Genomic DNA, 23,095 nt, shown 5'->3' with positions numbered 1-23,095 from the left:
CGGGAACACCACCAGGGAGCACCACCCGGATGGCGCCGGAGGGCCACCGCCCCACCCGGGAGGCGGTGACCGGCAGCCGGCCTACTCCTCCAGGGCGGCGACCTGCTCGCGGAAGTACGCCAGGGCCGCGGCACCGTCCACACCCTTTTCCGCGGCGGCCTGGATCCAGGATTCCTCGATGTCCGCCAGCCTTTCCTCCAGCTCCGCGACCTCCGTCGCTGAGAGCTCGACGAAACGCACGCCCTGGTCACGCAGCTCGGCGCTTGCCTCGCGCTCCTTGCGGTCCCAGACCTCCGCGAACGCCCGCGCCATGGCCTCACCGGAGACCCCTTCGATGGCCTCCCGGTCCTCGGCGGACAGCGCCTCCCATTTGTCCTGGTTCATCACCAGGTACTGGCTGCTGTGGGCGAACCCGCCGGGAACGGTGACCGCAGTGTTGATGTAATCGGTCAGGTTGAAGGTGACAATGGAATCGCTCTGAAAGAAGCTGCCGTCGATCACGCCCCGCGAGAGGAGCTCGTAGCTCTCCGAGGCCGGCGCCGAGATCGGCGTCATCTCCAGCCGCTGCGCCACCTCGCCAGTCGTCGCGCCCAGCACCCGCACCTTCTGCCCCTTCAGTCCCGCTAGGCCATCGACGTCGTCGTCGGCGAGGAAGACCTGGGCGGGGGTGGTGGTCCACAGCGAGAGCAGCTTCACCCCCTCGTGCTCGTTGGCGGGCGCGAAGAAGCGCTCGTAGGTCCGCCAGAAGGCGATGGAGTTGACCTTGGAGTCGTCGGCGAGCAGCGGCAGCTCCGCCATCTCGGTGAGCTTGAATCGAGCCGAGTTGTAGCCGTGGACGCCAAAGGCGAGATCGGCCACGCCGTCGCGGACCGCGTCGAAGTGGGCGTCCGGTTTGGCCATGGCCTGCATCACGTCCACCTCCACGCGGCCGTCGGTGACCTCGGAGACCCGTTCCGCCCAGGGCTCGATCATCTCCGTGACCACATAGTGTTCCGGCGGCAGCCAGTTGGAGAAGCGCAGGGTCACCTCGGCGGCGCCGGCGCTGGAAGCGACCGCGCACCCCGCGGCCATCAGCAGTAGTTTTCTCATCATGGTCCTATCCCGTTTCTCTCTCGTTGTCTCTACATCATCGACGGCAACCACAGCGTGATCGCCGGGATGAAGGCGAGCAGCAGCAGCCGCACCACGTCCATCAACAGGAACGGCGTCACCCCGTGAAAGATGGTGCCCAGCCGGGTATCCGGCAGCACGGTATTGAGCACGAACACGTTCAGCCCGATCGGCGGCGTGATCAGGCTGATCTCGATGGCCACCACCACCAGGATCCCGAACCAGATCGGGTCGAAGCCCAGGGCCTGCACGATGGGGAAGAAGATCGGCACCGTCAGCAGCAGCATGGAAAGGCTCTCCAGGACTGCCCCCAGCACCAGGTAGAGCCCCAGCACCATCAGGATCACCGCCATCGGCGGCAGGTCCGCCGCCTGCACCCAGCGGGAGAGGTCATCAGGCATGCCGGCGAGGTTGACGAAGTTGGAGAACACCACCGCACCGATGAGGATGGCGAACATCATCGCCGTGGTGCGGGTGGTGTCCACCAGCAGCCGGTAGAACGAGCCCAGGGTCAGCGCCCGGCGCCACAGCGCCAGCAGTAACGCGCCGCTGGCGCCGATGGCCGCCGCCTCGGTGGCGGTGAACGCCCCGAGATAGATGCCGCCCATCACCAGCGCGAACAGCACTAACACGCCGCCCACCGAGCGCAGTGAGCGCATGCGATCGGCGATGGCCTGCTTGGGGTAGGGGTCGGCGTGGTCCCCCGTCCACCAGAAGTGCAGCCGCACGGCGAGCATGTAGCCGATCACCCCGAGCAGGCCGGGGATCAGCCCGGCGATGAAGAGCTTGCCGATATCCTGCTGGGTGATGATGCCGTAGAGCACCAGGATGACGCTCGGCGGGATCAGCACGCCCAGGGTGCCGCCGGCGGCGATCACCCCGGAGGAGACGGATTCCGAGTAGCCATAACGGCGCATCGACGGCATGGCCACCTTGGACATGGTCGCCGCGGTAGCCAGCGACGAACCGCACACCGCGCTGAAGCCCCCGCAGGCGGCCACGGTGGCCATCGCCAGCCCGCCCTTGTGATGGCCGAGCCACGCGTTGCTCGCGGCATAGAGGTCGTCCGCCAGCCGTGCCTGGACGATGAGGTTGCCCATGAGCACGAACAGCGGCACCACCGTCAGGGTGTAGGACTTGCCGGTGTCGTAGCCCACCTGCCCGAACATGGAAAGCGCCGGGTCCACGCCCAGAATGGCCACCACGCCGACGACGCCCACCAGCATCATGGCGAAGGCGATGGGCAGGCCGAGCACGATGAGCCCGAGGACGGCGGCGAGGCCTGGCAACCAGTACTCCATTCTTCCCCCTCAGCCCTCGTCCGGATCCATTCGGCCCCTGGCGATGGCCAGTGCGTTGGCGAGCATCAGCAGCGCTGCGACGCCGGTGAGCACCGCCATCCCCCAGGCCACCGGCCCCAGCGGGATGGACAGGAACATGGTGGTATCCCCGTAACTGGACAGCCGCATCGCCTGTCGGGCCAGCCGCCACGCCAGCACACCGAGCACCCCGGCTCCGACGAGGCTCACCACCGTGGCCTGAATCCGCCGCAGCCCCGGGCCGAGCCGCTCGGTGAGCAAGGTCACGGAGACGTTGCCGCGGTCCATGCACACCAGCGGGAGGCCGGCGTAGATCAGCAGCGCCATGGCGACTTCGCTGACCTCGAACGCACCGAGGATCGGGGCGTTGAAGAAGTAGCGGCCGATGACGTCCACCGTGGTGACCGCAAGCATCAGCACCAGCAGGACGGCCGAGACGGCCCCGATGATTCCCCGCAGCCACCGCCGGGGGCCATCGCCCCCGGCGGCGGAGAGCATATTGCGCAGCGCCGCCCGCTCGTTCATTACTCGGTCTCGACGCCTTCGAGCTCGCGCTGGAGGGCCTCCAGGAACACCTCCCCATCGATGCCCTTCTCGGCGATGCGCTCCAGGGCCTGGGCCCGGACCTGCTCCGCCTCCGCGGCCACCGCGTCGAGCATGGCGTCGTCGGCTTCGGTGATCTCGAGGCCGGCGTCTCGGATCGCCTCCAGGCCCTTGCGGTCGGCCGCGTCCCAGGCCTGGCCGGTCAGCCGTGCCAGGTACTCCCCGGAGACGCTGTCGATGGCCTCACGCTCGGCATCCGTGAGGGCGTTCCACTTGTCCTCGTTCATGACGACGTAGAAGCTCACGTTGTACAGGCCGCCGGGCACCGTGGTGCCGTACTCCAGGGTTTCCTGGAGGTTGAAGAAGGTGACGCTCTCGTGGGGGAAGACGATGCCATCGGCCACGCCCTGGGAGAGCAGCTCATAGGCCTGGGAGGACGGCGCGTTGATGGGCGTGACCCCCAGGTTCTCGCTGAGCTGGGCGGCCACACCGCCCGGGACGCGGAGCTTGAGGCCCTGGAGGTCATCGAGGCTATCCACAGGCCGCTGGCTGTTCCAGATATGGCCAGGGCCGTGCACGAACAGCCCTAGCAGGTGCACGCCTTTGTGCTCATCCCGGCCCGCCATGGTTTCCTGATAGGCACGCCAGTAGGCCACGGAGAGCTCTTCCGACGATGGCGTCTGCAACGGCAGCTCGGCCAGCTCGAAGACGCTGAAGCGTCCCGGCGTGTAGCCATGGGCGGCGAACCCGACGTCGGCCAGTCCGTCAGAAACCAGGTCGTACTGGGCGGGGGGCGGGCCGAGCGGGGAGCTCATTACCTCCACCTGGACGCTGCCCCCGGTGGCCTCCTCCACGGCCTCGCCCCAGGGCTTGAGGACGTCGGCGACGAGCAGGTGGCTGGACGGCAGCCAGTTGGCGACGCGAATGGTGGTCTCGGAGAGGGCGGCGGGCGCCCAGGCGATGAGGGCCGCGGAGAGCAGCCCGATGCAGCGGCGTTTCATGATCTTCCTCCTCCGTCGTGGGAAGTTCCTGGGACAGGGCCACGGGTCATTTTTTGTCCTGGATCATTGCGAACCCTGTTGCTCATGAACCTAGCACAGGTTTTAATCCAAATGAATATGTTTTGGTATTAAAATTTTTTGCCTAAGAGACATCCGCTGGACCGACCAGCGACACCCCCCCGACAATCGGCAGGGACAAGGCCATGCAAGCGAGCGAGCAGAGAATGACGGATGAGCGGCGGCGAGCGGCGCGGTACTTCACGGACGACTACCTGGCCTATTTGCTCGCCCGGGCGAGCACGCTGGTCAGCCGCCAGTTCCACGCCCGGGTCAGCCGGGCGGGGCTGCGCATCCCCGAGTGGCGGGTGCTCGCGACGCTCTACGACCGGGAGTCCCTGACCATCGGCGGACTGGCGGAGATCACCCTGCTCAAGCAGCCCACGCTCACCCGGGTCACCGCCAGGCTCGAGGAGCAGGGCTGGGTGCAGCGACGCGACGAGCCCGAGGACCGCCGCATCACGCGGGTCTCGATTACCGCGGCGGGCCAGGAGAAGGTCCGGCCACTGCTGGAACGGGCCAAGGCCCACGAGGCCCAGGTGCTGAACGGCTATCCGCCGGAGGAGGTGGAGACCTTGAAGGCAGGCCTGCGGGAGATGATCGCGCGCTTGAGCGAACAGCAGTGAGCCGGCGGGGCGCGGGCCCCGCCGGCGGTGACGGGACCGAGCGCCCGCCGGGCTACGCCGTCGCGCGCTGGGCCCCCGTCTCGTCGGCCCCATTTCCGCCTGTCGTGGCATGGCCCCCCTCCAACGACGCCACCGCTTCGGCGAGCTTCGCGCCGTCCTCGTCGGCGAGGGCCGCCTCACGCAGGCGCCGGACCACCTCCGCGGGCTGCTCGTCGCCGCGGTAGCCGTCGATGGCCTCCATGATGGTGTGGAAGTTGGCAAGCCCGCGGGCGTGGGTATCGCCGTAGCCCTTGACCAGGCGCTGACAGCGCACGATCTCCACCGCCAGCGGGTAGTCCGCCTCCGCTGCCCGGCGGGCCCGTTCCAGCCAGGCCTCGATGCGGGCCGCCTCCTCCTTGTAACGCAGGGTGCTGCGCCGCCAGCGCCGCATCCGCGAGACCGTCCACAACAGCAGGAAGCCCGATAGCGTCGCCGTGCGCACCTTGCGTCCCTTGCGGGTGAACGGCGTCAGGGGCCGTTGCAGCCGCGGGGAGTGGAGCAACCGCCGGCCCAACGGTGCCGGCAGGGTGTCGCAGATCTCCTCGATCCGCGGGTGCATGAACTCGGTGACGTAGACCAGCTGGTCCTCCCGCGCCCGCACCTCGTCGCGGAAACGCCGGAACCGGCTGGCCCGGGTCTTGAGGTCGGCGACCCGGATGGTGTCCTCGTAGGACATCCACAGCGCCAGGTAACGGGCCGCCTCCACGGTGAGCAGGTAGTCCCGCGCCTCGCCGCCCTGGGCCTCGTCGAGCTCGAGCACCGCCTCGAGGCGGTCCACGTATTCCTTCGCGTATTCCGGGTCCTGGTAGTCGGCGAGCCGCCGCATGCCCTCGACGACATTGAAATGGGCCACGCCCGGAAAGCGGGTGCGTACCCGCTCGAGCTGCTCCTTGAGCAGGGGATGCCGGGGCTGCGGCTCCGCCGGCGCCGGCTGCGAGTGATCCGGTGCCTCCGGCTCGCCCTGGGCACGCTCGTAGGCGTCGGCGAAGGCCGCGAGGCTCGCCTCCACACCGATGCCGCCGCGGCGGATCGCCTCCTCGAAGGCGGCGCGCTCGAAGGGCAGTCGCCGGCAGCCGGCCAGCGCCCCGAACAACGTGGCGCTGATCACGCTGCCGTGCTCCTCGGCGACGCGGGCCATGTCGAAGTAGATGAACTCCTTCGCCGCAGCCTCCCCGGCCTCCACGACCTTACTATCGTCGAGGATGCCGTCCCCCATAGCGGTCTTCTCGCCAATGGCGTAGACGCGGTGGGTGGAGGCGATGAGGGTAGTGCGGTCGGGGGTGACGATGCCCCGCTGCACCGCCCGGCCCGCCTCCATGAGCTCGGCGGCGATGACGATGTCGACGTCCCCGGGCATGGGCATGAGCGCGAGCACCGGATCACGGCCGGCCTGGCGCACGGCATGCTCGGGGAAGATCTCCACGTAGTACAGCGTCGCCCCCGTCCGCTGAGCCACGCCCGGGACCGAGGTGGTCTGGGCGAGATAACCCTGGGACTCGGCGAGGCCGACGATCCAGTCCGCCAGGACCCCGCCGCCCTGGCCGCCCATGGCCTGGATGGCGATGCTGATGGGTCGAGTGGAACGGTCCACGGATGCCTCCTGTGCGCTACATCGCGTAGCGTTCGAGCCGCCGCGCCTCACGGCGCTGGAAGAAGCCGATCACCGCGTCGCGCATGCGCTTGGTGAAACGGTCCCAGGCGGTCGGATTGTGAATGATCTCGGCGCGGTAGAACGACGGGCAGAGCACCGCCGCATGCGCCACCTCCCCGCACAGCCCGCAGCCGACGCAGCTGTTCTCCACGTGCGCCACCGGGTCGCGGCGCAGCGGATCCGGGTTGGGCTTGATGGACAGCGACGGGCAGCCGGAGAGGCGGATGCAGGAGTGATCGCCCGTGCACGTGTCGCTGTCGACGCCGAAGCGCTCCTGCACCATCCGCTGCCCCTTCTTCAGGAGATTGCGGAACACCGGCTTCTCCCGGCGCTGGCGGTTCAGCATGCACTCGGACTCGGCGATGATCACCTTCGGCCCGGAGGATTCGGTGGTCAGCGCCTCGCGCAGGGTGTCCTTCATGGTCCCCACGTCATACGTGTTGGTGATGCGCTTGACCCAGTTCACCCCCACGCCGCGCACCGCGCTCTCGATGGACTGCTTGGTGCTGCGGATGGGGTTCTCCGCCTTGGAGGAGAGGATGTCCTGGCCGCCGGTGGCCGCCGAATAGCCGTTATCGACAATGACGGTGACGTTGTCGCTCTGATTGAACACCGCGTTGCCCACGCTGCTCGCCAGGCCGTTGTGCCAGAATCCGCCGTCGCCGACGATGCTGATGCTGCGCCGCGCCCCCGGCGCGTTGAATGCCGCCGCGCCGGCCCCGCCCAGGCCATAGCCCATGGTGGTGTTGCCGATGTTGAACGGCGGCAGGATGGAGAACAGGTGGCAGCCGATATCACAGCTGACGTGATGCTGTCCGATCTCGCGCTCGACGAGCTTCATGGCGGTGAAGATCGGCCGCTCCGGGCAGCCGGTGCAGAACCCCGGCGGCCGCGGCGGCACCACCTGGTCGAGCCCCTCGACGGCGGCCGGCCTCGCGGCGGTGGCAGCGCCGGGGAGGCGGGCGATGTCCGGGGCATACTGCTCCAGGAACTGCCGGATGCCGTCCACCAGCACCGCGCCGGTGTACTCCCCGGCCTTGGGCAGCACGTCCTTGCCGTGCACCCGGGTCTGGAGATCGCCCTTGCGGAGGATGGCATGCAGGGCCTGCTCGATGTACTCGGGCTGCCCCTCCTCGATCATCAACACCGCGTCCTTGCCCCCACAGAACGCCCGCACCTCGTCATCCACCAGCGGGTAGGTGACGTTGAGCACGTACAGGGGGATGCGGGTGTTGCCGAAGCTGTCCGCCAGGCCCAGGCGCTCGAGGGCGCGGACCACGCTGTTGTAGAGCCCGCCTTGGAGGATTAGGCCGATGTCGCCGCGCTCACCGTCGAAGACCTCGTTCAGCCGGTGCTCACGGATGAACTCCACCGCCGCCGGCCAGCGCTTGTCCACCTTCTCGTGCTCGTGGACGAAGCTCGAAGGCGGCAGCACGATCCGGCTCGGGTCGCGTACGGGCTTGTCCATGGCGTCGGCGAGGGTGAACGGCGGACGCTGGTTCTCCTTGGCGACGAAGCGGCCGTGGACGTGACAGGCACGGATGCGCAGCTCCAGCATCACCGGCGTGTTGCTCGCCTCGGAGAGCTCGAAGCCCCGCTCCACCATATCGACGATGCTCGGCAGGTTGGGGCGCGGGTCGAGCAGCCACATCTGCGACTTCATGGCGAAGGCGTGGGTGCGCTCCTGCATGATGCTGGAGCCTTCGCCGTAGTCCTCGCCGACGATCACCAGCGATCCGCCGGTGACCCCGCCCGAGGCGAGCTGGGCGAGGGCGTCCGAGGCGACGTTGGTGCCCACGGTGGACTTCCAGGCCACGGCGCCGCGGATGGGATAGTTCACCGAGGCCGCCAGCGTGGCCGCCGCGGTGGCCTCCGAGGCCGAGGACTCGAAGTGGACGTCGAGCTCCTCGAGGATCTCGTTGGCGTCGGTGAGCACGTCCATCAGGTGGGAGATGGGCGCACCCTGGTAGCCGGCGACATAGCCAACGCCGGACTGCAGCAACGCCTTGGTGACGGCGAGGATGCCTTCCCCGTGGAACTCCTCGCCGGCGCCCATGCGCAGCTTCTTGACCTCTTTCGCGAATGAACGCTCCGCCATAGCTCTCCCTCCAGGGGCGATGGCCGGCGGCGCCGGCCCTGCCCTCTCTTAGTTGCCGCCGACCAAGGCGATGACCCGGCAGGGGCTGCCCGAGCCCTCCTCGATCTTCAGCGGCGCGGCCACGATCAGCGCCCCCGTGGGCGGCAGCTGATCCAGGTTGGTCAGGCTCGCCAGGCCGAACTTATTGGTACCGTGCATAACGTTGTGGCACGGGAACGGCGGGTCCATCTGCGGGGCCTGGCCGGCGTCGGTGCCCACCGTCTCGGTGCCGAAGCCGAGCACGTCGCGTTCCTCGGCGAGGAACTTCACCACTTCGTGGCTCGGACCGGGGGTATGGGCGCCGTCCTCGCGCATGTTGAGGAAGGCGTCCGGATCGGTGCGATCCGACCAGCGGGTCTGGAACAGTACCCAGTGGCCGGCGGGGATGCGACCGTGATCCCGCTCCCAGGCCTCCACGTGGGAGCGCTGGAGCAGGAAGTCCTCGTCCTCGGCGGCGTAGGCGGTGCAGTCGATCACACAGGCCGGGGCGACGAACTGCTGCGGATCGACGGTGTCGGTGGCGTTGTTCTCAAAGTCCTTGCCGGTGACCCAGTGGATGGGGGCATCGAAATGGGTCCCGGTGTGCTCGCCGCAGGAGATGTTGTTCCAGTACCAGGCCGGCCCGCGCTCGTCGTAGCGCGAGATCTCCTCCTTGCGGAACGGCCAGCCCTGGTTGAACTGCTCGGGCAACTGCAGGATGGGGGTGTCGTGCCTCAAGGTGACGCTGAGGTCGACGATGCGCACGCCGCCCTGGGCGACGGCGCTGGCGAGCTGCTGGAGCGTGTTGTTTGCGGTCATGCCTCTCCTCCGAAAATTGGATCCACTTGGATAGATTGCCACGCTGTGGGCGGCAACGTCGTTTACGTATAAAACATTTAGCTATGAGATATCAACCCGTCAGCTGATATCCGCTTCGCTGTTATCATGCGCTCATTGACACCCAGGCCCAGGAGAGCACGATGGCCCCGCCCGGTGAAGGCCCCGCCCGAAACGTGCCGGCGACGGATGCGCAGGACGCCCACATGTTGCCGCACAGCAAGCGCTCGCTGCGTGCCTGGCTGCACCTGATCAAGTGCTCCAAGCGCGTGGAACAGGCGATCTCGGACCTCTTCCGCGACGACTTCGACAGCACGCTGGCGCGCTTCGACGTGCTCGCCCACCTGGATCACGTCCACCCCGACGGGCTGAGCACCTCGGCGCTCGCCCAGCGGCTGCTCGCCTCCAAGGGCAATATCACCCGGTTGCTCGACCGCATGGAGGCCGACGGGCTCCTCCTCCGCCGGGCCTCCCACCGGGACCGCCGGGTCAGCGACGTCTACCTCACCGACCAGGGACTGCAGCTCTTTCGGGCCATGGCCGGCGCCCACGAGGCCTGGTCCGACGAGATCTTCGGTATCCTCGACGACGGCGAACTCGACCAGCTCGTCGAGCTCCTGGACCGGGTACGCCACCACCTGGACGCCCGGGGGCGCACCTGAACGGTGCGCCCCCGGCGGCTCACGCCGCCCGGCCAGTGCCCCTGCCCTCGCCGGACCCCGCCGGCTCCTCGACCACCTCGTGGCTGCGTGGCCGGGTCTGGATGCGCAGGTCGGTGAGCTCCTCGCGGTCCTTCTCGGCGTTGCGGTAGGCCTGGAAGCGCCCGGCCCCGTGGGCGCGGTGCCATTCCACGTCCGGCTGCTGGTACCAGGCGCCTGCGTGCAGGGTGAAGTACGGGTCCGAGAGATGCGGTCGCGCCAGGGCCACCAGGTCGGCACGCTCCGCCATCAGGATGGTGTTGACCTGGTCCGGCGTGGTGATGTTGCCCACGGCCATGGTGGCCACCCCCGTCTCGTTGCGCACCTTGTCGGCGAACGGGGTCTGGAACATACGCCCGTAGACCGGCTTCTGATCCGGCACCGTCTGCCCGGCGGAGACGTCGATGAGGTCCACGCCGGCATCGCGGAAGCTCCGCGCCACCACGCTGAGCTCCTCGTCGGACAGCCCGCCCTCCTTCCAGTCGGTAGCGGAGATGCGCACGGACATGGGCTTGTCCTCGGGCCAGACCGCACGCACCGCCTCGAAGACCTCCAGCGGGAAACGCAGCCGGTTCCCCACGCTGCCGCCGTATTCATCCTCACGCAGATTGGTCAGCGGCGAGATGAAGCTCGCGAGCAGGTAGCCGTGGGCCATGTGCAGCTCGAGCATGTCGAAGCCGGCCTCCTCGGCGAGCTTCGCCGAGCGCACGAAGTCATCGCGCACCCGGTCCATGTCCGCGCGGCTCATCTCGATGGGGACTTGGCTCTCGCCCTCGAAGTAGGGGATCGGTGAGGCCGAGTAGATGGGCCAGTTGCCCTCGGGCAGCGGGTGGTCCATGCGCTGCCAGCCCACCTGGGTGGAGCCCTTGCGCCCGGAGTGGCCGAGCTGCATGCAGATGCGGGTGTCCGACTGTTGATGAACGAAGTCCACGATGCGCCGGAAGGCGTCGCGCTGGGCCTCGTTCCACAGCCCCGTGCACCCGGGGGTGATGCGCGCATCCGGGGAGACGCAGGTCATCTCGGTATACATCAACCCCGCCCCGCCGACGGCACGGCTGCCGTAGTGCACCAGGTGCCAGTCATTGGGCATCCCGTCCTCGGCCATGTATTGCGCCATGGGTGAGACCACCACCCGGTTGGGCACGGTCATGCCGCGCAGCCGGAACGGCGTGAACATCGGCGCGGTGTCGTCGGCGACTTCGAAGCCGCGCTCGCGCTCGCGGCGGACGAACCACTCGTTGCAGCGGTCCACGAACGACTGGTCGCGCAGCTGGAGATTCTCGTAGGTGAGCTTCTTCGCCCGGGACATGAGGGCGAAGGCGAAGGGCTCCGGATCCATGCCCCAGTGGCGGTTGATGTTCTCGAACCAGGACAGCGACACATCCGCGGCGTGCTGGGTGATCTCCACCTCGGTGCGGCGGTTGTCCTCGAACTCCGCCAGCGCCTGGTCCACGTCGGTGGGCCGCGACTCCACCGCCTCGAACAGCGCGATGGCGCTCTCCATAGCGAGCTTGGTACCCGAGCCGATGGAGTAGTGGGCGGTGTGCTGGGAATCGCCGAGCAACACGATGTTGTCCTTGACCCAGCGACGGTTGCGGATCATGGGGAACTGGCGCCAAAGGGAGCGGTTGGCGATCAACGGGTGACCGTCGAGCTCCTCGTCGAAGATCTCCTCGAGCACCCGGGTGTACTCGTCCTCGGCCATCCGGTCGAAGCCGAGGCCCTGCCAGGTCTCCGGGGCCATCTCCACCACCCAGGTGCTGCGGCCCGGCTCGTACTGGTAGCAGTGGGCGATGACGACGCCGTGCTCGGTCTCCTGGAAGAAGTACTTGAAGGCGTCGAACTCGCGGCTCGAGCCGAGCCAGCAGAAGTAGTTCCGCCGCCAGTCGAACTGCGGCTGGAACCAGTCCTCGTGGTTCTGGCGGATGCGGCTGTTGATGCCATCGGCGGCGACGATCAGGTCGCTGTCAGAGAACTGGCCCTCGTCCTCGATCTCGGTGTTGAAGTGCATGGTCACACCGAGCTCGCGGCAACGCTGCTGGAGGATCTGCAGCAGGGTCAGCCGCGAGCAGCCGCAGAAGCCATTCCCGCCGGACTTCAGGACCTGCCCCTGGTAGTGCACGTGCACGTCGTCCCAGTAGGCAAAGCTACGACGGATGGCCTCGTAGGAGGGGTTGTCGTAGTCGTCGAGAAAACCGAGGGTTTCATCGGAGAACACCACGCCGAACCCGAACGTGCTGTCCGGCGCGTTGCGCTCGTAGACCGTGATGTCCCAGTCCGGCCAGCGCTTCTTGGCGAGCAGGGCGAAGTACAGCCCACCCGGTCCGCCACCCACGATGCTGATCTTCATGACTCTCCTCCAGCGCGTCTGCCCTGTGATCCTGACCGGTGTGCCATTCGCACACCCCATAGCGGGCAGGTTACCGGGGTGTTAATTTACGTGTCAACTTCTTACCCGTAACAAATACAGACTCCATCCCGGGTAAACATTTTATACTTGAATTAAATCGGTGCGATCGCTAGCCTGAGCGCACCATCCCGGGGCAGCGGACGCACGACGGAGGAGGACCGCGGTGAAGGAGCTGAGCAGAACGGTACCCGTCACCGGGATATGGTGCGACGCCACCGGGACGCTGCACACCTGGCGCTACCTGGAGGTGGTCAACGGCCTCGTCGAGGCGTGGTTCGCCCAAGTCGGCTATTCGTTCCGGGCGATGCACATCAGCGGCGACGTGGGCACCCCGACCACCCGGTTGCATCTCGACGTCGCCACCCCGGCCGCCCTGGGCGAGACGCTCCAGGCGCGCCTGCGCCTGCTGCACCTCGGCCACTCCTCGCTCGGCTTCCACGTCACGGCCTGCTGCGACGGGGCGCCGCGAATGGACGCCCGGGTGACCTTGGTATGGGTCGCCAACGACCGGGGCCGGCTCACCAGCCGCCCCATACCCGAGGACCTGCGCGGGCGCATGGCGGAGTGGCTGGCAGACGTCGAGGCCGGACTGGAAAACACCGGAGAAGGAGCACCGCGATGAGCACCCCCCGTCACGCCCTGATCACCGGCGGCGGCACCGGCATCGGTGCCGCCGTCGCCGAACGCCTCGCCGCCGAGGGGATGAACGTCACCGTGGTCGGCCGGCGTTCCGCCCCGCTGGAGGCACTGGCCGCCCGGCTCGAGGGTGCGAACGCCGTCACCGCCGACGTCACCGATGCCGGGTCAGTGGGCCGCGCCTTCGAGGAGGCCCGGGCGGTGCACGGACCGGTGGGGGTGCTGGTGAACAACGCCGGCGCGGCGAAAACGGCGCCCTTCGACCGCATCGAGGCCGGGGACTGGCAGTCCATGCTCGAGGTCAACCTCTCCGGCGTCTTCCACTGCATGCAGGTCGCACTGACAGACATGCGGGCCGTCGGTGGCGGGCGGATCGTCAATGTGGCGAGCACCGCCGGGCTGAAGGGCTATGCCTATGTGGCCGGCTATTGCGCCGCCAAGCACGGCGTCATTGGCCTGACCCGGGCGGTGGCCCTGGAGCTCGCCCGGGAGCCTATCACGGTGAACGCGGTCTGCCCCGGCTACACGGACACCGAGCTGGTATCGAATGCGTTGGACACCATCACCGCGAAGACCGGGCGCTCCCGCGAGGAGGCACTGCAGGAGTTCGTGAAGGTCAACCCCCAACGCCGGCTGGTACGGCCCGAGGAGGTGGCGGAAACGGTCTCCTGGCTGTGCCGGCCCAACACCGCGGCGGTCACCGGTCAGGCGATCTCGGTCTCCGGCGGCGAGGTGATGTAACCAATCGAGGCACAGGAGAACGCGAACATGGACCCCAACAATTACCAGCCCGAGCACTTCCGCTGGGAGATGCGCGGTGAGACGGCACTCGTCACCCTCGACCGGCCGGAGCGCAAGAACCCCCTGACCTTCGACTCCTACGCCGAGCTGCGGGATACCTTCCGCGAGCTGGTCTATGTCGACGGGGTCAAGGCGGTGGTGGTCCAGGGCGCTGGCGGCAACTTCTGCTCCGGCGGCGACGTCCACGAGATCATCGGCCCGCTCACCGAACGCGATATGAAGGGCCTGCTCGCCTTCACCCGCATGACCGGTGACTTGGTCAAGGCGATGCGCGCCTGCCCGCAGCCCATCGTCGCCGCCATCGATGGCGTCTGCGCCGGCGCCGGTGCCGCCATCGCCATGGCCGCCGACATCCGCTACGGCACGCCGCGGGCGAAGGTCGCCTATCTGTTCACACGGGTAGGCCTCGCCGGCTGCGATATGGGCGCCTGCGCCATCCTCCCGCGCATCATCGGCCAGGGCCGCGCCTCCGAGCTGCTGTTCACCGGACGCAGTATGCGCGCCGAGGAGGGCGAGCGCTGGGGCTTCTACAACCGCCTCTGCGAGCCCGACGCGCTCCTCGACGACGCCCTGGCCATGGCGGATCAACTGGTCGCCGGCCCGAACTTCGCCCACGGGATCACCAAGACCATGCTCAACCAGGAGTGGAACATGGGCCTGGACCAGGCCATCGAGTCCGAGGCCCAGGCCCAGGCGATCTGCATGCAGAGCGAGGACTTCCGCCGGGCCTACCGGGCCTTCGTTGCCAAGCAGCAGCCCGAGTTCGAGGGCAACTGACATGAGCGATCGCACGTTCCTGGACTGGCCGTTCTTCGAGCGCGCCCACCGCGAGCATGCCGAGCGCCTGGACGCCTGGGCCGCGGCCGCCCTCACGGGGCTCGACGAGTCCAACGTGGACGCCACCTGCCGGGGGCTGGTCCGGCGGCTCGGCGCCGATGGCTGGCTCGCCCCCTGTGTCGCCGAGGGTGAGAGCGAACGCCTGGACGCGCGTACCCTGTGTCTGACCCGCGAGACCCTGGCCCGGCACGACGGGCTGGCGGACTTCGCCTTCGCCATGCAGGGGCTCGGCACCGGGCCGATCTCGCTGTTCGGCACGCCGGAACAACGCGGCCGCTGGCTCCCGCCGGTGCGGGAGGGGCGGGCCATCGCCGCGTTCGCACTGTCCGAGCCGGAGGCCGGCTCGGACGTGAGCGCCCTGGCCACCACCGCCCGGCGCGAGGGCGACGAGTACATCCTCGACGGCACCAAGACGTGGATCTCCAACGGCGGTATCGCCGATGTCTACACCGTGTTCGCCCGCACCGGCGAGGGACCGGGCGCGAAGGGGCTGTCCGCCTTTGTGGTACCGGCGGACACCCCCGGCTTCTCGGTGCCCGAGCGCATCGATCTCATGGCGCCGCACCCGCTGGGCGCGCTGCGTTTCGAGGGCTGCCGCATCCCGGCATCCTACCGCCTCGGCGAACCCGGCAAGGGCTTCCGCATCGCCATGGCGACCCTGGACGTATTCCGTGCAACGGTGGGCGCGGCGGCGCTGGGTTTCGCGCGCCGTGCCCTGGACGAGGCCCTTGCCCACACCACCCGGCGGGAGCTCTTCGGCGCCCCCCTCGCGGACATGCAGCTCACCCAGGTCAGGCTCGCGGACATGGCCCTGGCCGTGGATGCCAGCGCCCTGCTCGTCTATCGCGCCGCCTGGGCCAAGGACTGCCAGGCCGAGCGGGTCACCCGCGAGGCCTCCATGGCCAAGCTCCACGCCACCGAGCAGGCCCAGCAGGTGATCGACGCGGCGGTGCAGCTGCACGGCGGCCTCGGCGTGACCGCCGGCGTGCCGGTGGAGCGCCTCTACCGGGACATCCGGGCCCTGCGCATCTACGAGGGGGCCTCGGAGATCCAGCAGCAGGTCATCGCCCGCCAGGTCCTGGCCGCCCATCACGCCGGAGGGGGGGAAGGGGCATGAGCGCGCCGGCCCACCGAACGAGCCGGGAAGTGGGCTTCCAGCACTGCGATCCCGCGGGGATCGTGTTCTATCCCCGCTACTTCGAGATGCTGGAGGAGATCATCACCGCCTGGATCACCGAGCTCGCCGACGCGGGCACGGAGGCCGCCCTGCTGCGAGAACGGCGCGAGGCACCCCGAATCACCAACCTGGAGTGCCGCTTCGCGCGGCCCACCCTGCTCGGCGATGTCATCGACTTCGAGATCGACGTCGTGGAGGCGGGGGCCGAACGGGTCCGGCTCGCCTACCGGGTCGTCCGCGACGGCGACGAGCGCATCGCCGGGGAGGTCGGGCTGGGCTGGTACCGATTCGATCCCCACCCGCGGGCCACTGAACTGCCACCGACCCTGCACGCCCGCCTCCGCGAGCGCGGGAATGAACAGTGAATCAAAGGAGTGTACCGATATGCAGACCGTAAACCCCGAAGGCTGGAAACGTCCCAAGGGCTATTCCAACGGCACCACCGCACGGGGCCGGATGGTGTTCACCGGCGGACTGGTGGGCTGGGACGAAAACGAGCACTTCCCGAGCGGTGATTTCATCGACCAGGTCCGCCAGGTGCTGAAGAACGCCGTCGCCGTGCTGGAGGCCGCCGACGCCGGGCCGGAGCACGTGGTCCGCTTGACCTGGTATATCACCGACAAGCAGGAGTACCTCTCCCGGCTCAAGGAGATGGGGGAGGCCTACCGGGACGTCATGGGCCGCAACTTCCCGGCCATGGCCATGGTGCAGGTAGCGGCGCTGATCGAGGACGAGGCCAAGGTGGAGCTCGAGGCGACGGCCGTAGTCCCGGACTGATTTGCGTGTAAGAAACCATGATCTAAAATTTCTGCGAGTCGATAACACGGCGACCCGGCGACGTACCGGGTCGCCCTGCCACGAGGAGGGGATCGGATGACCCAGACGCCGCGGGACACCTTCGCGGACGAGCACCTGCCACCCGCCGGCGAATGGCCGATACTGGATCTCTCCCACCCGGCCTATCAATTCCCCGAGCGGCTCAACTGCGTAGTGGAGCTCCTCGACCGCTGGATCGAGCGGGGCCACGGGGAACGGCGTTGCCTCCTGACCCCCGAGACCACCTGGACCTATCGGGATCTCCACGAAACCGTCAACCGCCTGGCCAACTATCTGGTCGCGGAGATGGGGCTGATCCCCGGTAATCGGGTACTGCTGCGCGCCCCCAACAATCCGATGATGGTGGCTGCCTACCTGGCGGTGATGAAGGCCGGCGGCATCGCCGTGGGCACCATGCCCATGCTCCGCGCCGGCGAGCTCGGCCAGATCATCGACAAGGCACGGATCAGCCATGCGCTCTGCGATATCCGCCTCGCCGATGACCTGCGCGCCGCGGCGGCGGAGCATCCCGTATTGCAACACTTGGCCTTCTTCGGTGGCGGTGAGGGCACCATGGACGCCGCCCTCACCGGGCAGCCCGCGGAGTTCGAGGCCTGGGACAGCGCCGCCGACGAGACCTGCTTGATCGCCTTCACCTCGGGCACCACCGGGATGCCGAAGGGGACGATGCACTTCCACCGGGACCTGCTGGCCATCTGCGAGGGGTTCTCCCGGCAGATCCTGCGCCCGGAACCGGACGATCTGTTCACCGGCAGCCCGCCCATCGCCTTCACCTTCGGCCTGGGCGGGCTGGTGCTGTTCCCGCTCCACGCCGGCGCCGCCACGCTCCTGCTGGAGAAGGCACCACCCCTGGAGCTCCTCGGCCACATCGAGCACCATCGGGCCACCGTCGTCTTTACCGCGCCCACGGCGTACCGGGCCATGCTGCCGGAGCTCGACAACCACGACCTCTCGAGCTGGCGGAAGGGCGTCTCCGCCGGCGAGCACCTGCCCGCGGCCACCTGGCACGAGGTCCACGACCGGCTGGGGCTGAAGCTCATCGACGGCATCGGCTCCACGGAGATGCTGCACATCTTCATCTCCGCCACCGAGGAGGCGATGCGCCCCGGCAGCACGGGCCGCCCGGTGCCCGGCTATACGGCACGGATCCTCGACGACGCCGGCAACGAGTGCCCACCGGACACCCCGGGACGGCTCGCGGTGCGCGGCCCCACCGGTTGCCGTTACCTCGCCGACGAGCGCCAGCGCCGCTACGTCCAGGACGGCTGGAATATCACCGGCGACACCTTCCGCATGGATGCCGACGGTTACCTCTGGTACGTGGCGCGCTCGGATGACATGATCGTCTCATCGGGCTACAACATCTCCGGCCCGGAGGTGGAGAATGCCCTGCTGGAGCACCCGGCCGTGGCGGAGTGCGCCGTGGTGGGCGTACCCGACGAGGAGCGCGGCCAGCTGGTCAAGGCCTTCGTGGTACCCGCAGAATCCGCGTCACCGGGGGAACAGCTGGCCGGCGAGCTGCAGGCGCACGTCAAGCAGCGCATCGCGCCGTACAAGTACCCGCGGGCGGTGGCCTTCGTGGACAACCTGCCACGTACCGCCACGGGCAAGCTGCAACGTTTCCGCCTGCGCGATACGGCCTGAGACCGCAACAACGAAAAGCCACTAACGAGGAGAAGGATCATGACACGGGGACCCATCCGCCTGGCCGCCGCAGCGGCCGCCCTTTGCGCCGCCGTTACCCTGCCCGCCATGGCCGAGCCGGTGAAGATCGGCATGATCACCACGCTGTCCACCGGCGGCGGCTATCTCGGCGAGGACATCCGCAACGGCTTCCAACTGGCCATGGAACACAATGACGGCACCCTCGGCGGCGTCGAGGTGGAGCTCATCGTCGAGGACGACGGCCGCGACCCGGGCAACGCCCGCCAGATCGCAACCCGGCTGATCCAGAGCGAGGGCGTGAAGATCATGACCGGCTCGGTGTTCTCCAACGTCGCCATGGCCTCCATCCCGAGGATCGTGCGCGACGGGGTGATCTACATCTCCCCGAATGCCGGCCCGGCGCAACTCGCCGGCCGGATGTGCCACGAAAACTACTTCAACGTGGCCTACCAGAACGACAACTTCTACGAGGCCATGGGCCAGTACTTCACCGACGAGGGGCTGGACAACGTCTACCTGCTCGCCCCCAACTACGCCGCCGGCAAGGATGCGCTCACCGGCTTCAAGCGCTACTTCGAGGGCAACGTGGTCGATGAGGTCTACACCCAGCTCGGCCAGACCGACTACGCCGCCGAGATCGCCGCGCTGCGCAATGCGGAACCGGACAATGTGTTCTTCTTCTATCCCGGCGGCATGGGCATCAACTTCATCAAGCAGTACGTCCAGGCGGGCCTGGATGAATCCATCCCCATGTACGGACCGGGCTTCTCCGCCGACAACACCCTGGTGGACGCGGTCGGCGAGGCGGCCATCGGCGTGGTGAACTCCTCGCACTGGAGCAAGGACCTCGACACCGAGCTCAACCCGCGCTTTGTGGCCGACTACATGGAGAACTACGAGCGCGAGCCCACCCTCTACGCCGCCCAAGGCTATGACGCGGCGAACCTCATCGGCAGTGCGCTGAAGGCCACGGGAGGCGACGTCTCCGACACCGCCGCCCTGCGCGAGGCGCTGGAGGCCGCGGACTTCACCTCCCTGCGCGGGGACTTCCGCTTCAACACCAACCACCACCCCATTCAGGACATCTACGTCCGCGAGGTGGTGCAGGAAGAGGACGGCAACCTCACCAACCGCCTGGTGGCGAAGGTCTTCGACGACCACGAGGATGCCTACGCCGGGGAGTGCGCCCTGGGTCAGTGACCCACCGGCCAGGGATGCCCCCGGATACGCGCGGATGAAAACCGTGCGTGCCGGCGTGCATCCCTGGCTCCTGCGACGCCACCCCTCCATCTGAAGATACCGGGAAGGACGCATGCAGCTGTTCCTGGAACAGGTGCTCAACGGGCTGCAGTTCGGCGTGACACTGCTGCTGATGGCCTCGGGGCTGACCCTGGTCTTCGGCATCATGCACCTGATCAACCTCGCCCACGGCTCGCTGTTCATGGTCGGCGCCTATGTGGCGGCGACGGTGCTCGCCGGGACCGGGAGCTTCCTGCTGGGTCTCGCGGCGGGGGTCGTGGCGGCGGCGTTGGTGGGTATGCTCATGGAGCTACTCATCATCCGCCGGCTCTACCGGCGCGACCACCTCGACCAGGTACTGGCCACCTTCGGCCTGATCCTGTTCTTCAACGAGGCCGTCCGGGTGATCTGGGGACGGCAGCCGCTGAATATGAACACCCCGGAATGGCTGTCCGGCCGCGTGGAGGTGATTCCCGGCATTCCCTACCCGGAATTCCGTCTGGCGGTGATCGTGGTGGGGGTGGCGGTCATCGCCCTGCTCTATTGGCTGATCATGCGCACCCGCCTGGGCGTGTGGATCCGTGCAGGGGCGTCCAACCGGGAGATGATCGGTGCCCTGGGGGTGAACATCCGCCTGCTGTATACGCTGGTCTTCGGCTTCGGCGCCTGCCTGGCGGGGCTGGCGGGGGTGATGGCGGCGCCCTTCCTCTCGGTGCAGTCGGGGATGGGCGAAGACATCCTCATCCTCACCTTCGTGGTCATCGTCATCGGCGGCATCGGCTCCATCAAGGGCGCGGTCGTCGGATCATTGCTCATCGGGGTGACGGATACCCTCGGCCGTGCCTACCTGCCCAGCATCTTCGAGCTGTGGCTGTCACCGTCAGCGGCCAGCACCGTGGGTACGGCCCTGGCCTCAATGACCATCTATCTGCTCATGGCCGCGGTGCTCGCGGTCCGGCCCCAGGGGCTGTTCGGGAGCGCCCATGCGTAGTTTCCTCGGCCGCGCGCCCCTGACCACAGCGGCACTGCTCCTGGCCCTCGCGGCCCTTCCACCGGTGGCCGAGGCGGTGGGCAATCCGTTCCTCATCACCATGGTCAACCGGGCCCTGATCTATGCCCTGGCCGCCGTGGCCCTGGATCTGGTCATGGGCTACGGACGACTGGTGAGCTTCGGCCACGCCGCGTTCTTCGGGCTGGGCGCGTATACCGTGGCCATACTGAGCACCCACGCCATGCAGGGACTGCCCCTGGTGGGGGAGTGGGTGGGCAGCAACGAGGCGCTGGTGGCCTGGCCGCTGGCCATGGCGATCAGCGGCCTCTATGCGCTGGTGGTGGGGCTGATCTCGCTGCGGACCTCCGGGGTGTACTTCATCATGATCACCCTGGCCTTCGGGCAGCTGGTCTACTACCTATTCATCTCCCTGCAAGGCTACGGCGGCGAGGATGGCCTGCCGCTATGGCTGCGCAACACCCTCGGCGGCGTCGAGCTCGGCGACGCCATGGGCTTCTATTACCTCTGCCTGGGGCTGCTGGTGGCGGTGTGGGCACTGCTCACCCGGGTGGTGGGCTCGCGTTTCGGCCGGGTCATCCGCGGCTGCCGGCAAAACGAGCGCCGCATGCGGGCCCTGGGCTATCGGCCGCTGCCCTACAAGCTCACCGCCTTCGTCCTCTCCGGCGCCATCACCGGCCTGGCCGGCGCACTGATCGCCAACCACCAGGAGTACGTGAGCCCCTCGCTGATGGCCTGGCACCAGTCCGGGCAGTTCATGATCATCGTCCTGCTCGGCGGGCTGTCCACCCTGGTCGGGCCCATCTACGGGGCGCTCGCCCTGCTGGTGCTGGAGGAGGTGCTGGTGTCGTTCACCGCGCACTGGCAGCTCTTCCTCGGGCCGCTGCTGATCCTGGTGGTGCTGTTCTTCCGAGGCGGGCTCTACGGGGCACTGTCGGGACGGGGGGAAGGCGATGGCTGAGCGGGAGGCCCCGATCTTCGAGGCCCGAGACCTGCAGAAACGCTTCGGCGGATTGCAGGCCACGGACAACCTCTCCCTGGCCCTGGAGCAGGGCCGGGTGCATGCCCTGATCGGGCCCAACGGCGCCGGCAAGACCACGGCGCTGGCCCAGCTGAGCGGCGAGCTCGTCCCCGACGGCGGGCGGATCCGCTTCCGGGGCCGCGACATCACCCGGCTGGACATGCCCGGCCGGGCGCGCCTCGGCATCGCGCGGTCGTTCCAGATCACCGCCATCTTCGAGGCCTTCTCCGTCCGCGACAACGTGGCGTTGGCTGTCCAGGCCCGGGCCCGGCACCACTTCCGAATGTTCGGCCGCGCCCGGCGGGATCGCAGCCTGGTGGAACCCGCCGAAGCGGCCCTGGAGCAGGTAGGGCTGACGGCGGTAGCCGACCGGCGCGCCAGCGAGCTGGCCCACGGGCAGAAACGGCAGCTGGAGATCGCCATGGCCCTGGCCACCGAGCCCTCGGTACTGCTGCTCGATGAGCCCATGGCGGGGATGGGACCCGCGGAGAGCGAGGTGATCATCGCGCTGCTGGAGGGGCTACGCTCGCGCTACGCCGTGCTGCTCGTCGAGCACGACATGGGGGTGGTGTTCCGCCTGGCGGATACCCTTAGCGTGCTGGTCAACGGCGGGCTCATCGCGAGCGGTGACCCCGTGGCGGTGCGGGATGACCCCCGGGTGCAGGCGGCCTACCTCGGGGAGGGCGGATAATGCTGGAGCTCGAGGGCGTCGAGAGCGCCTACGGCAGCAGCCGGGTCCTCTTCGGCGTGGACCTCGCCGTCGACGAGGGGGAAGTGGTCAGCCTCATGGGCCGCAACGGCATGGGCAAGACCACCACCATACGGGCGATCATGGGGCTGACCCCGCCGCGGGCGGGCACGATTCGCTTCCGCGGCGAGCGCATCGACGGCCTGCCCTCTTTCCGCATCGCCCGGGCGGGCATCGGCCTGGTCCCCGAGGGGCGGCAGATCTTCCCCAACCTCAATGTGCGGGAGAACCTCATCGCCGGGGGCCGGGGCGGCGGCTGGGGCCTCGACGAGGTCTACGAGCTGTTCCCACGGCTGGCCGAGCGCCGGGACAACATGGGCACCCAGCTCTCCGGGGGCGAGCAGCAGATGCTCGCCATCGGCCGGGCCCTGATGACCAACCCGGACCTGCTCATCCTCGACGAGGCCACCGAGGGGCTGGCGCCGGTGGTACGGGAGGACATCTGGGCCTGTATCCGCCGGCTGCGCGGGCTGGGGCAGTCGCTGCTGCTCATCGACGCCAACCCCGAGGCGCTGCTCGCGGTCTGCGACCGTCACTACATCATCGACCGCGGACGCATCGCCTGGAGCGGCGACGGCGAGGCCTTCCGGGCGGATGCTGAGGCGCTGCAACGGCAGTTCCTGAGCGTGTGAGCGGGAGACGCTCGCTACCGCAGTTTGCAGTTGACCGCCTTCCACGGCGGACGCGGGGAAAGGGCCTCCCGCGTGGATATTCGGTC

General features: G+C 68.3%; 22 protein-coding genes. 14 read left to right on the top strand and 8 right to left on the bottom strand.

The window, feature by feature from the left end; all coding sequences use genetic code 11:
- Nucleotides 1-81 precede the first annotated feature (81 nt).
- From ACQ754_RS11850 to ACQ754_RS11835, 4 genes are read right to left on the bottom strand one after another with little or no spacing between them, the layout of a single operon-like run.
- Nucleotides 82-1,092: a TRAP transporter substrate-binding protein gene (locus ACQ754_RS11850; protein ID WP_440997242.1), complete on the bottom strand. Its 1,011-nt coding sequence runs from the start codon at nucleotides 1,090-1,092 to the stop codon at nucleotides 82-84.
- Between the two features lie 29 nt (nucleotides 1,093-1,121).
- Nucleotides 1,122-2,411: a TRAP transporter large permease gene (locus tag ACQ754_RS11845; protein WP_440997241.1), complete on the bottom strand. Its 1,290-nt coding sequence runs from the start codon at nucleotides 2,409-2,411 to the stop codon at nucleotides 1,122-1,124.
- Nucleotides 2,412-2,420: 9 nt separating this feature from the next.
- The gene (locus ACQ754_RS11840) at nucleotides 2,421-2,954 is read right to left on the bottom strand and encodes a TRAP transporter small permease (protein ID WP_440997240.1); all 534 of its coding nucleotides are present in this window, start codon (nucleotides 2,952-2,954) and stop codon (nucleotides 2,421-2,423) included.
- On the bottom strand, nucleotides 2,954-3,973 hold the full coding sequence (locus ACQ754_RS11835; protein WP_440997239.1) for a TRAP transporter substrate-binding protein: 1,020 nt from the start codon (nucleotides 3,971-3,973) through the stop codon (nucleotides 2,954-2,956). The genes ACQ754_RS11840 and ACQ754_RS11835 overlap by 1 nt, the downstream gene beginning before the upstream one ends.
- A gap of 224 nt (nucleotides 3,974-4,197) precedes the next feature.
- Between ACQ754_RS11835 and ACQ754_RS11830 the strand changes: the two genes are divergently transcribed.
- On the top strand, nucleotides 4,198-4,656 hold the full coding sequence (locus tag ACQ754_RS11830; RefSeq protein ID WP_440997238.1) for a MarR family winged helix-turn-helix transcriptional regulator: 459 nt from the start codon (nucleotides 4,198-4,200) through the stop codon (nucleotides 4,654-4,656).
- Nucleotides 4,657-4,708: 52 nt separating this feature from the next.
- Here the strand turns inward: ACQ754_RS11830 and ACQ754_RS11825 are convergent, their stop codons facing one another.
- From ACQ754_RS11825 to ACQ754_RS11815, 3 genes are read right to left on the bottom strand one after another with little or no spacing between them, the layout of a single operon-like run.
- Nucleotides 4,709-6,286 (bottom strand): indolepyruvate oxidoreductase subunit beta family protein, encoded by a 1,578-nt coding sequence (locus tag ACQ754_RS11825; RefSeq protein WP_440997237.1) that lies wholly within the window; start codon nucleotides 6,284-6,286, stop codon nucleotides 4,709-4,711.
- Nucleotides 6,287-6,302: 16 nt separating this feature from the next.
- Entirely contained in the window at nucleotides 6,303-8,444 is a 2,142-nt protein-coding gene (locus ACQ754_RS11820) for a thiamine pyrophosphate-dependent enzyme (protein ID WP_440997236.1), read from the bottom strand.
- A 48-nt stretch (nucleotides 8,445-8,492) separates the two neighbouring features.
- A complete protein-coding gene (locus ACQ754_RS11815) occupies nucleotides 8,493-9,281 on the bottom strand; it encodes a cyclase family protein (protein ID WP_440997235.1) in 789 nt (262 codons plus the stop codon).
- 161 nt (nucleotides 9,282-9,442) lie between these two features.
- Here ACQ754_RS11815 and ACQ754_RS11810 point away from each other — a divergent pair, with 161 nt between their 5' ends.
- Nucleotides 9,443-9,961: a MarR family winged helix-turn-helix transcriptional regulator gene (locus tag ACQ754_RS11810; RefSeq protein ID WP_440997234.1), complete on the top strand. Its 519-nt coding sequence runs from the start codon at nucleotides 9,443-9,445 to the stop codon at nucleotides 9,959-9,961.
- A 19-nt stretch (nucleotides 9,962-9,980) separates the two neighbouring features.
- Here the strand turns inward: ACQ754_RS11810 and ACQ754_RS11805 are convergent, their stop codons facing one another.
- Entirely contained in the window at nucleotides 9,981-12,347 is a 2,367-nt protein-coding gene (locus ACQ754_RS11805) for a bifunctional salicylyl-CoA 5-hydroxylase/oxidoreductase (RefSeq protein WP_440997233.1), read from the bottom strand.
- A 223-nt stretch (nucleotides 12,348-12,570) separates the two neighbouring features.
- Between ACQ754_RS11805 and ACQ754_RS11800 the strand changes: the two genes are divergently transcribed.
- From ACQ754_RS11800 to ACQ754_RS11745, 12 genes are all read left to right on the top strand, one after another.
- The gene (locus tag ACQ754_RS11800; protein WP_440997232.1) at nucleotides 12,571-13,029 is read left to right on the top strand and encodes an acyl-CoA thioesterase; all 459 of its coding nucleotides are present in this window, start codon (nucleotides 12,571-12,573) and stop codon (nucleotides 13,027-13,029) included.
- The gene (locus ACQ754_RS11795; RefSeq protein WP_440997231.1) at nucleotides 13,026-13,784 is read left to right on the top strand and encodes an SDR family NAD(P)-dependent oxidoreductase; all 759 of its coding nucleotides are present in this window, start codon (nucleotides 13,026-13,028) and stop codon (nucleotides 13,782-13,784) included. Before ACQ754_RS11800 ends, ACQ754_RS11795 begins: the two co-directional genes overlap by 4 nt.
- A gap of 27 nt (nucleotides 13,785-13,811) precedes the next feature.
- Nucleotides 13,812-14,621: an enoyl-CoA hydratase family protein gene (locus tag ACQ754_RS11790; protein ID WP_440997230.1), complete on the top strand. Its 810-nt coding sequence runs from the start codon at nucleotides 13,812-13,814 to the stop codon at nucleotides 14,619-14,621.
- A 1-nt stretch (nucleotide 14,622) separates the two neighbouring features.
- Nucleotides 14,623-15,798, top strand: a complete 1,176-nt coding sequence (locus ACQ754_RS11785) for an acyl-CoA dehydrogenase family protein (protein ID WP_440997229.1) — start codon at nucleotides 14,623-14,625, stop codon at nucleotides 15,796-15,798.
- Nucleotides 15,795-16,223, top strand: coding sequence for an acyl-CoA thioesterase (locus tag ACQ754_RS11780; protein WP_440997228.1), 429 nt, complete (start codon nucleotides 15,795-15,797; stop codon nucleotides 16,221-16,223). Before ACQ754_RS11785 ends, ACQ754_RS11780 begins: the two co-directional genes overlap by 4 nt.
- A gap of 19 nt (nucleotides 16,224-16,242) precedes the next feature.
- Nucleotides 16,243-16,635, top strand: coding sequence for a RidA family protein (locus ACQ754_RS11775; RefSeq protein WP_440997227.1), 393 nt, complete (start codon nucleotides 16,243-16,245; stop codon nucleotides 16,633-16,635).
- 96 nt (nucleotides 16,636-16,731) lie between these two features.
- Nucleotides 16,732-18,339 carry an AMP-binding protein gene (locus ACQ754_RS11770; RefSeq protein WP_440997226.1) on the top strand — a complete coding sequence of 536 codons (1,608 nt, stop codon included), beginning with the start codon at nucleotides 16,732-16,734 and terminating at the stop codon, nucleotides 18,337-18,339.
- A gap of 39 nt (nucleotides 18,340-18,378) precedes the next feature.
- Entirely contained in the window at nucleotides 18,379-19,560 is a 1,182-nt protein-coding gene (locus tag ACQ754_RS11765) for an ABC transporter substrate-binding protein (RefSeq protein ID WP_440997225.1), read from the top strand.
- A 112-nt stretch (nucleotides 19,561-19,672) separates the two neighbouring features.
- Nucleotides 19,673-20,590: a branched-chain amino acid ABC transporter permease gene (locus ACQ754_RS11760; protein WP_440997224.1), complete on the top strand. Its 918-nt coding sequence runs from the start codon at nucleotides 19,673-19,675 to the stop codon at nucleotides 20,588-20,590.
- Nucleotides 20,583-21,569, top strand: coding sequence for a branched-chain amino acid ABC transporter permease (locus ACQ754_RS11755; protein WP_440997223.1), 987 nt, complete (start codon nucleotides 20,583-20,585; stop codon nucleotides 21,567-21,569). The genes ACQ754_RS11760 and ACQ754_RS11755 overlap by 8 nt, the downstream gene beginning before the upstream one ends.
- Nucleotides 21,562-22,320: an ABC transporter ATP-binding protein gene (locus ACQ754_RS11750; protein WP_440997222.1), complete on the top strand. Its 759-nt coding sequence runs from the start codon at nucleotides 21,562-21,564 to the stop codon at nucleotides 22,318-22,320. The genes ACQ754_RS11755 and ACQ754_RS11750 overlap by 8 nt, the downstream gene beginning before the upstream one ends.
- Complete coding sequence (locus ACQ754_RS11745; RefSeq protein WP_440997221.1) at nucleotides 22,320-23,009, top strand: ABC transporter ATP-binding protein; 690 nt, start codon at nucleotides 22,320-22,322, stop codon at nucleotides 23,007-23,009. Before ACQ754_RS11750 ends, ACQ754_RS11745 begins: the two co-directional genes overlap by 1 nt.
- Nucleotides 23,010-23,095: the final 86 nt, after the last annotated feature.

This window comes from Arhodomonas sp. SL1 (genome assembly GCF_052060015.1).
Taxonomy (GTDB): domain Bacteria; phylum Pseudomonadota; class Gammaproteobacteria; order Nitrococcales; family Nitrococcaceae; genus Arhodomonas.
The sequence above is the reverse complement of the archived record's forward strand: the minus strand, read 5'-3'. Positions and strand labels throughout refer to the sequence as shown.

What these genes read in the sequence shown, in the direction of transcription:
- ACQ754_RS11750 (WP_440997222.1), top strand. Translation starts at nt 21,562, where the DNA reads ATGGCTGAGCGGGAGGCCCCGATCTTCGAGGCCCGAGACCTGCAGAAA.
- ACQ754_RS11745 (WP_440997221.1), top strand. Translation starts at nt 22,320, where the DNA reads ATGCTGGAGCTCGAGGGCGTCGAGAGCGCCTACGGCAGCAGCCGGGTC.
- ACQ754_RS11830 (WP_440997238.1), top strand. Translation starts at nt 4,198, where the DNA reads ATGACGGATGAGCGGCGGCGAGCGGCGCGGTACTTCACGGACGACTAC.
- ACQ754_RS11760 (WP_440997224.1), top strand. Translation starts at nt 19,673, where the DNA reads ATGCAGCTGTTCCTGGAACAGGTGCTCAACGGGCTGCAGTTCGGCGTG.
- ACQ754_RS11790 (WP_440997230.1), top strand. Translation starts at nt 13,812, where the DNA reads ATGGACCCCAACAATTACCAGCCCGAGCACTTCCGCTGGGAGATGCGC.
- ACQ754_RS11805 (WP_440997233.1), bottom strand. Translation starts at nt 12,347, where the DNA reads ATGAAGATCAGCATCGTGGGTGGCGGACCGGGTGGGCTGTACTTCGCC.
- ACQ754_RS11785 (WP_440997229.1), top strand. Translation starts at nt 14,623, where the DNA reads ATGAGCGATCGCACGTTCCTGGACTGGCCGTTCTTCGAGCGCGCCCAC.
- ACQ754_RS11775 (WP_440997227.1), top strand. Translation starts at nt 16,243, where the DNA reads ATGCAGACCGTAAACCCCGAAGGCTGGAAACGTCCCAAGGGCTATTCC.
- ACQ754_RS11840 (WP_440997240.1), bottom strand. Translation starts at nt 2,954, where the DNA reads ATGAACGAGCGGGCGGCGCTGCGCAATATGCTCTCCGCCGCCGGGGGC.
- ACQ754_RS11850 (WP_440997242.1), bottom strand. Translation starts at nt 1,092, where the DNA reads ATGATGAGAAAACTACTGCTGATGGCCGCGGGGTGCGCGGTCGCTTCC.
- ACQ754_RS11820 (WP_440997236.1), bottom strand. Translation starts at nt 8,444, where the DNA reads ATGGCGGAGCGTTCATTCGCGAAAGAGGTCAAGAAGCTGCGCATGGGC.
- ACQ754_RS11835 (WP_440997239.1), bottom strand. Translation starts at nt 3,973, where the DNA reads ATGAAACGCCGCTGCATCGGGCTGCTCTCCGCGGCCCTCATCGCCTGG.
- ACQ754_RS11845 (WP_440997241.1), bottom strand. Translation starts at nt 2,411, where the DNA reads ATGGAGTACTGGTTGCCAGGCCTCGCCGCCGTCCTCGGGCTCATCGTG.
- ACQ754_RS11815 (WP_440997235.1), bottom strand. Translation starts at nt 9,281, where the DNA reads ATGACCGCAAACAACACGCTCCAGCAGCTCGCCAGCGCCGTCGCCCAG.
- ACQ754_RS11780 (WP_440997228.1), top strand. Translation starts at nt 15,795, where the DNA reads ATGAGCGCGCCGGCCCACCGAACGAGCCGGGAAGTGGGCTTCCAGCAC.
- ACQ754_RS11765 (WP_440997225.1), top strand. Translation starts at nt 18,379, where the DNA reads ATGACACGGGGACCCATCCGCCTGGCCGCCGCAGCGGCCGCCCTTTGC.
- ACQ754_RS11770 (WP_440997226.1), top strand. Translation starts at nt 16,732, where the DNA reads ATGACCCAGACGCCGCGGGACACCTTCGCGGACGAGCACCTGCCACCC.
- ACQ754_RS11810 (WP_440997234.1), top strand. Translation starts at nt 9,443, where the DNA reads ATGGCCCCGCCCGGTGAAGGCCCCGCCCGAAACGTGCCGGCGACGGAT.
- ACQ754_RS11755 (WP_440997223.1), top strand. Translation starts at nt 20,583, where the DNA reads ATGCGTAGTTTCCTCGGCCGCGCGCCCCTGACCACAGCGGCACTGCTC.
- ACQ754_RS11795 (WP_440997231.1), top strand. Translation starts at nt 13,026, where the DNA reads ATGAGCACCCCCCGTCACGCCCTGATCACCGGCGGCGGCACCGGCATC.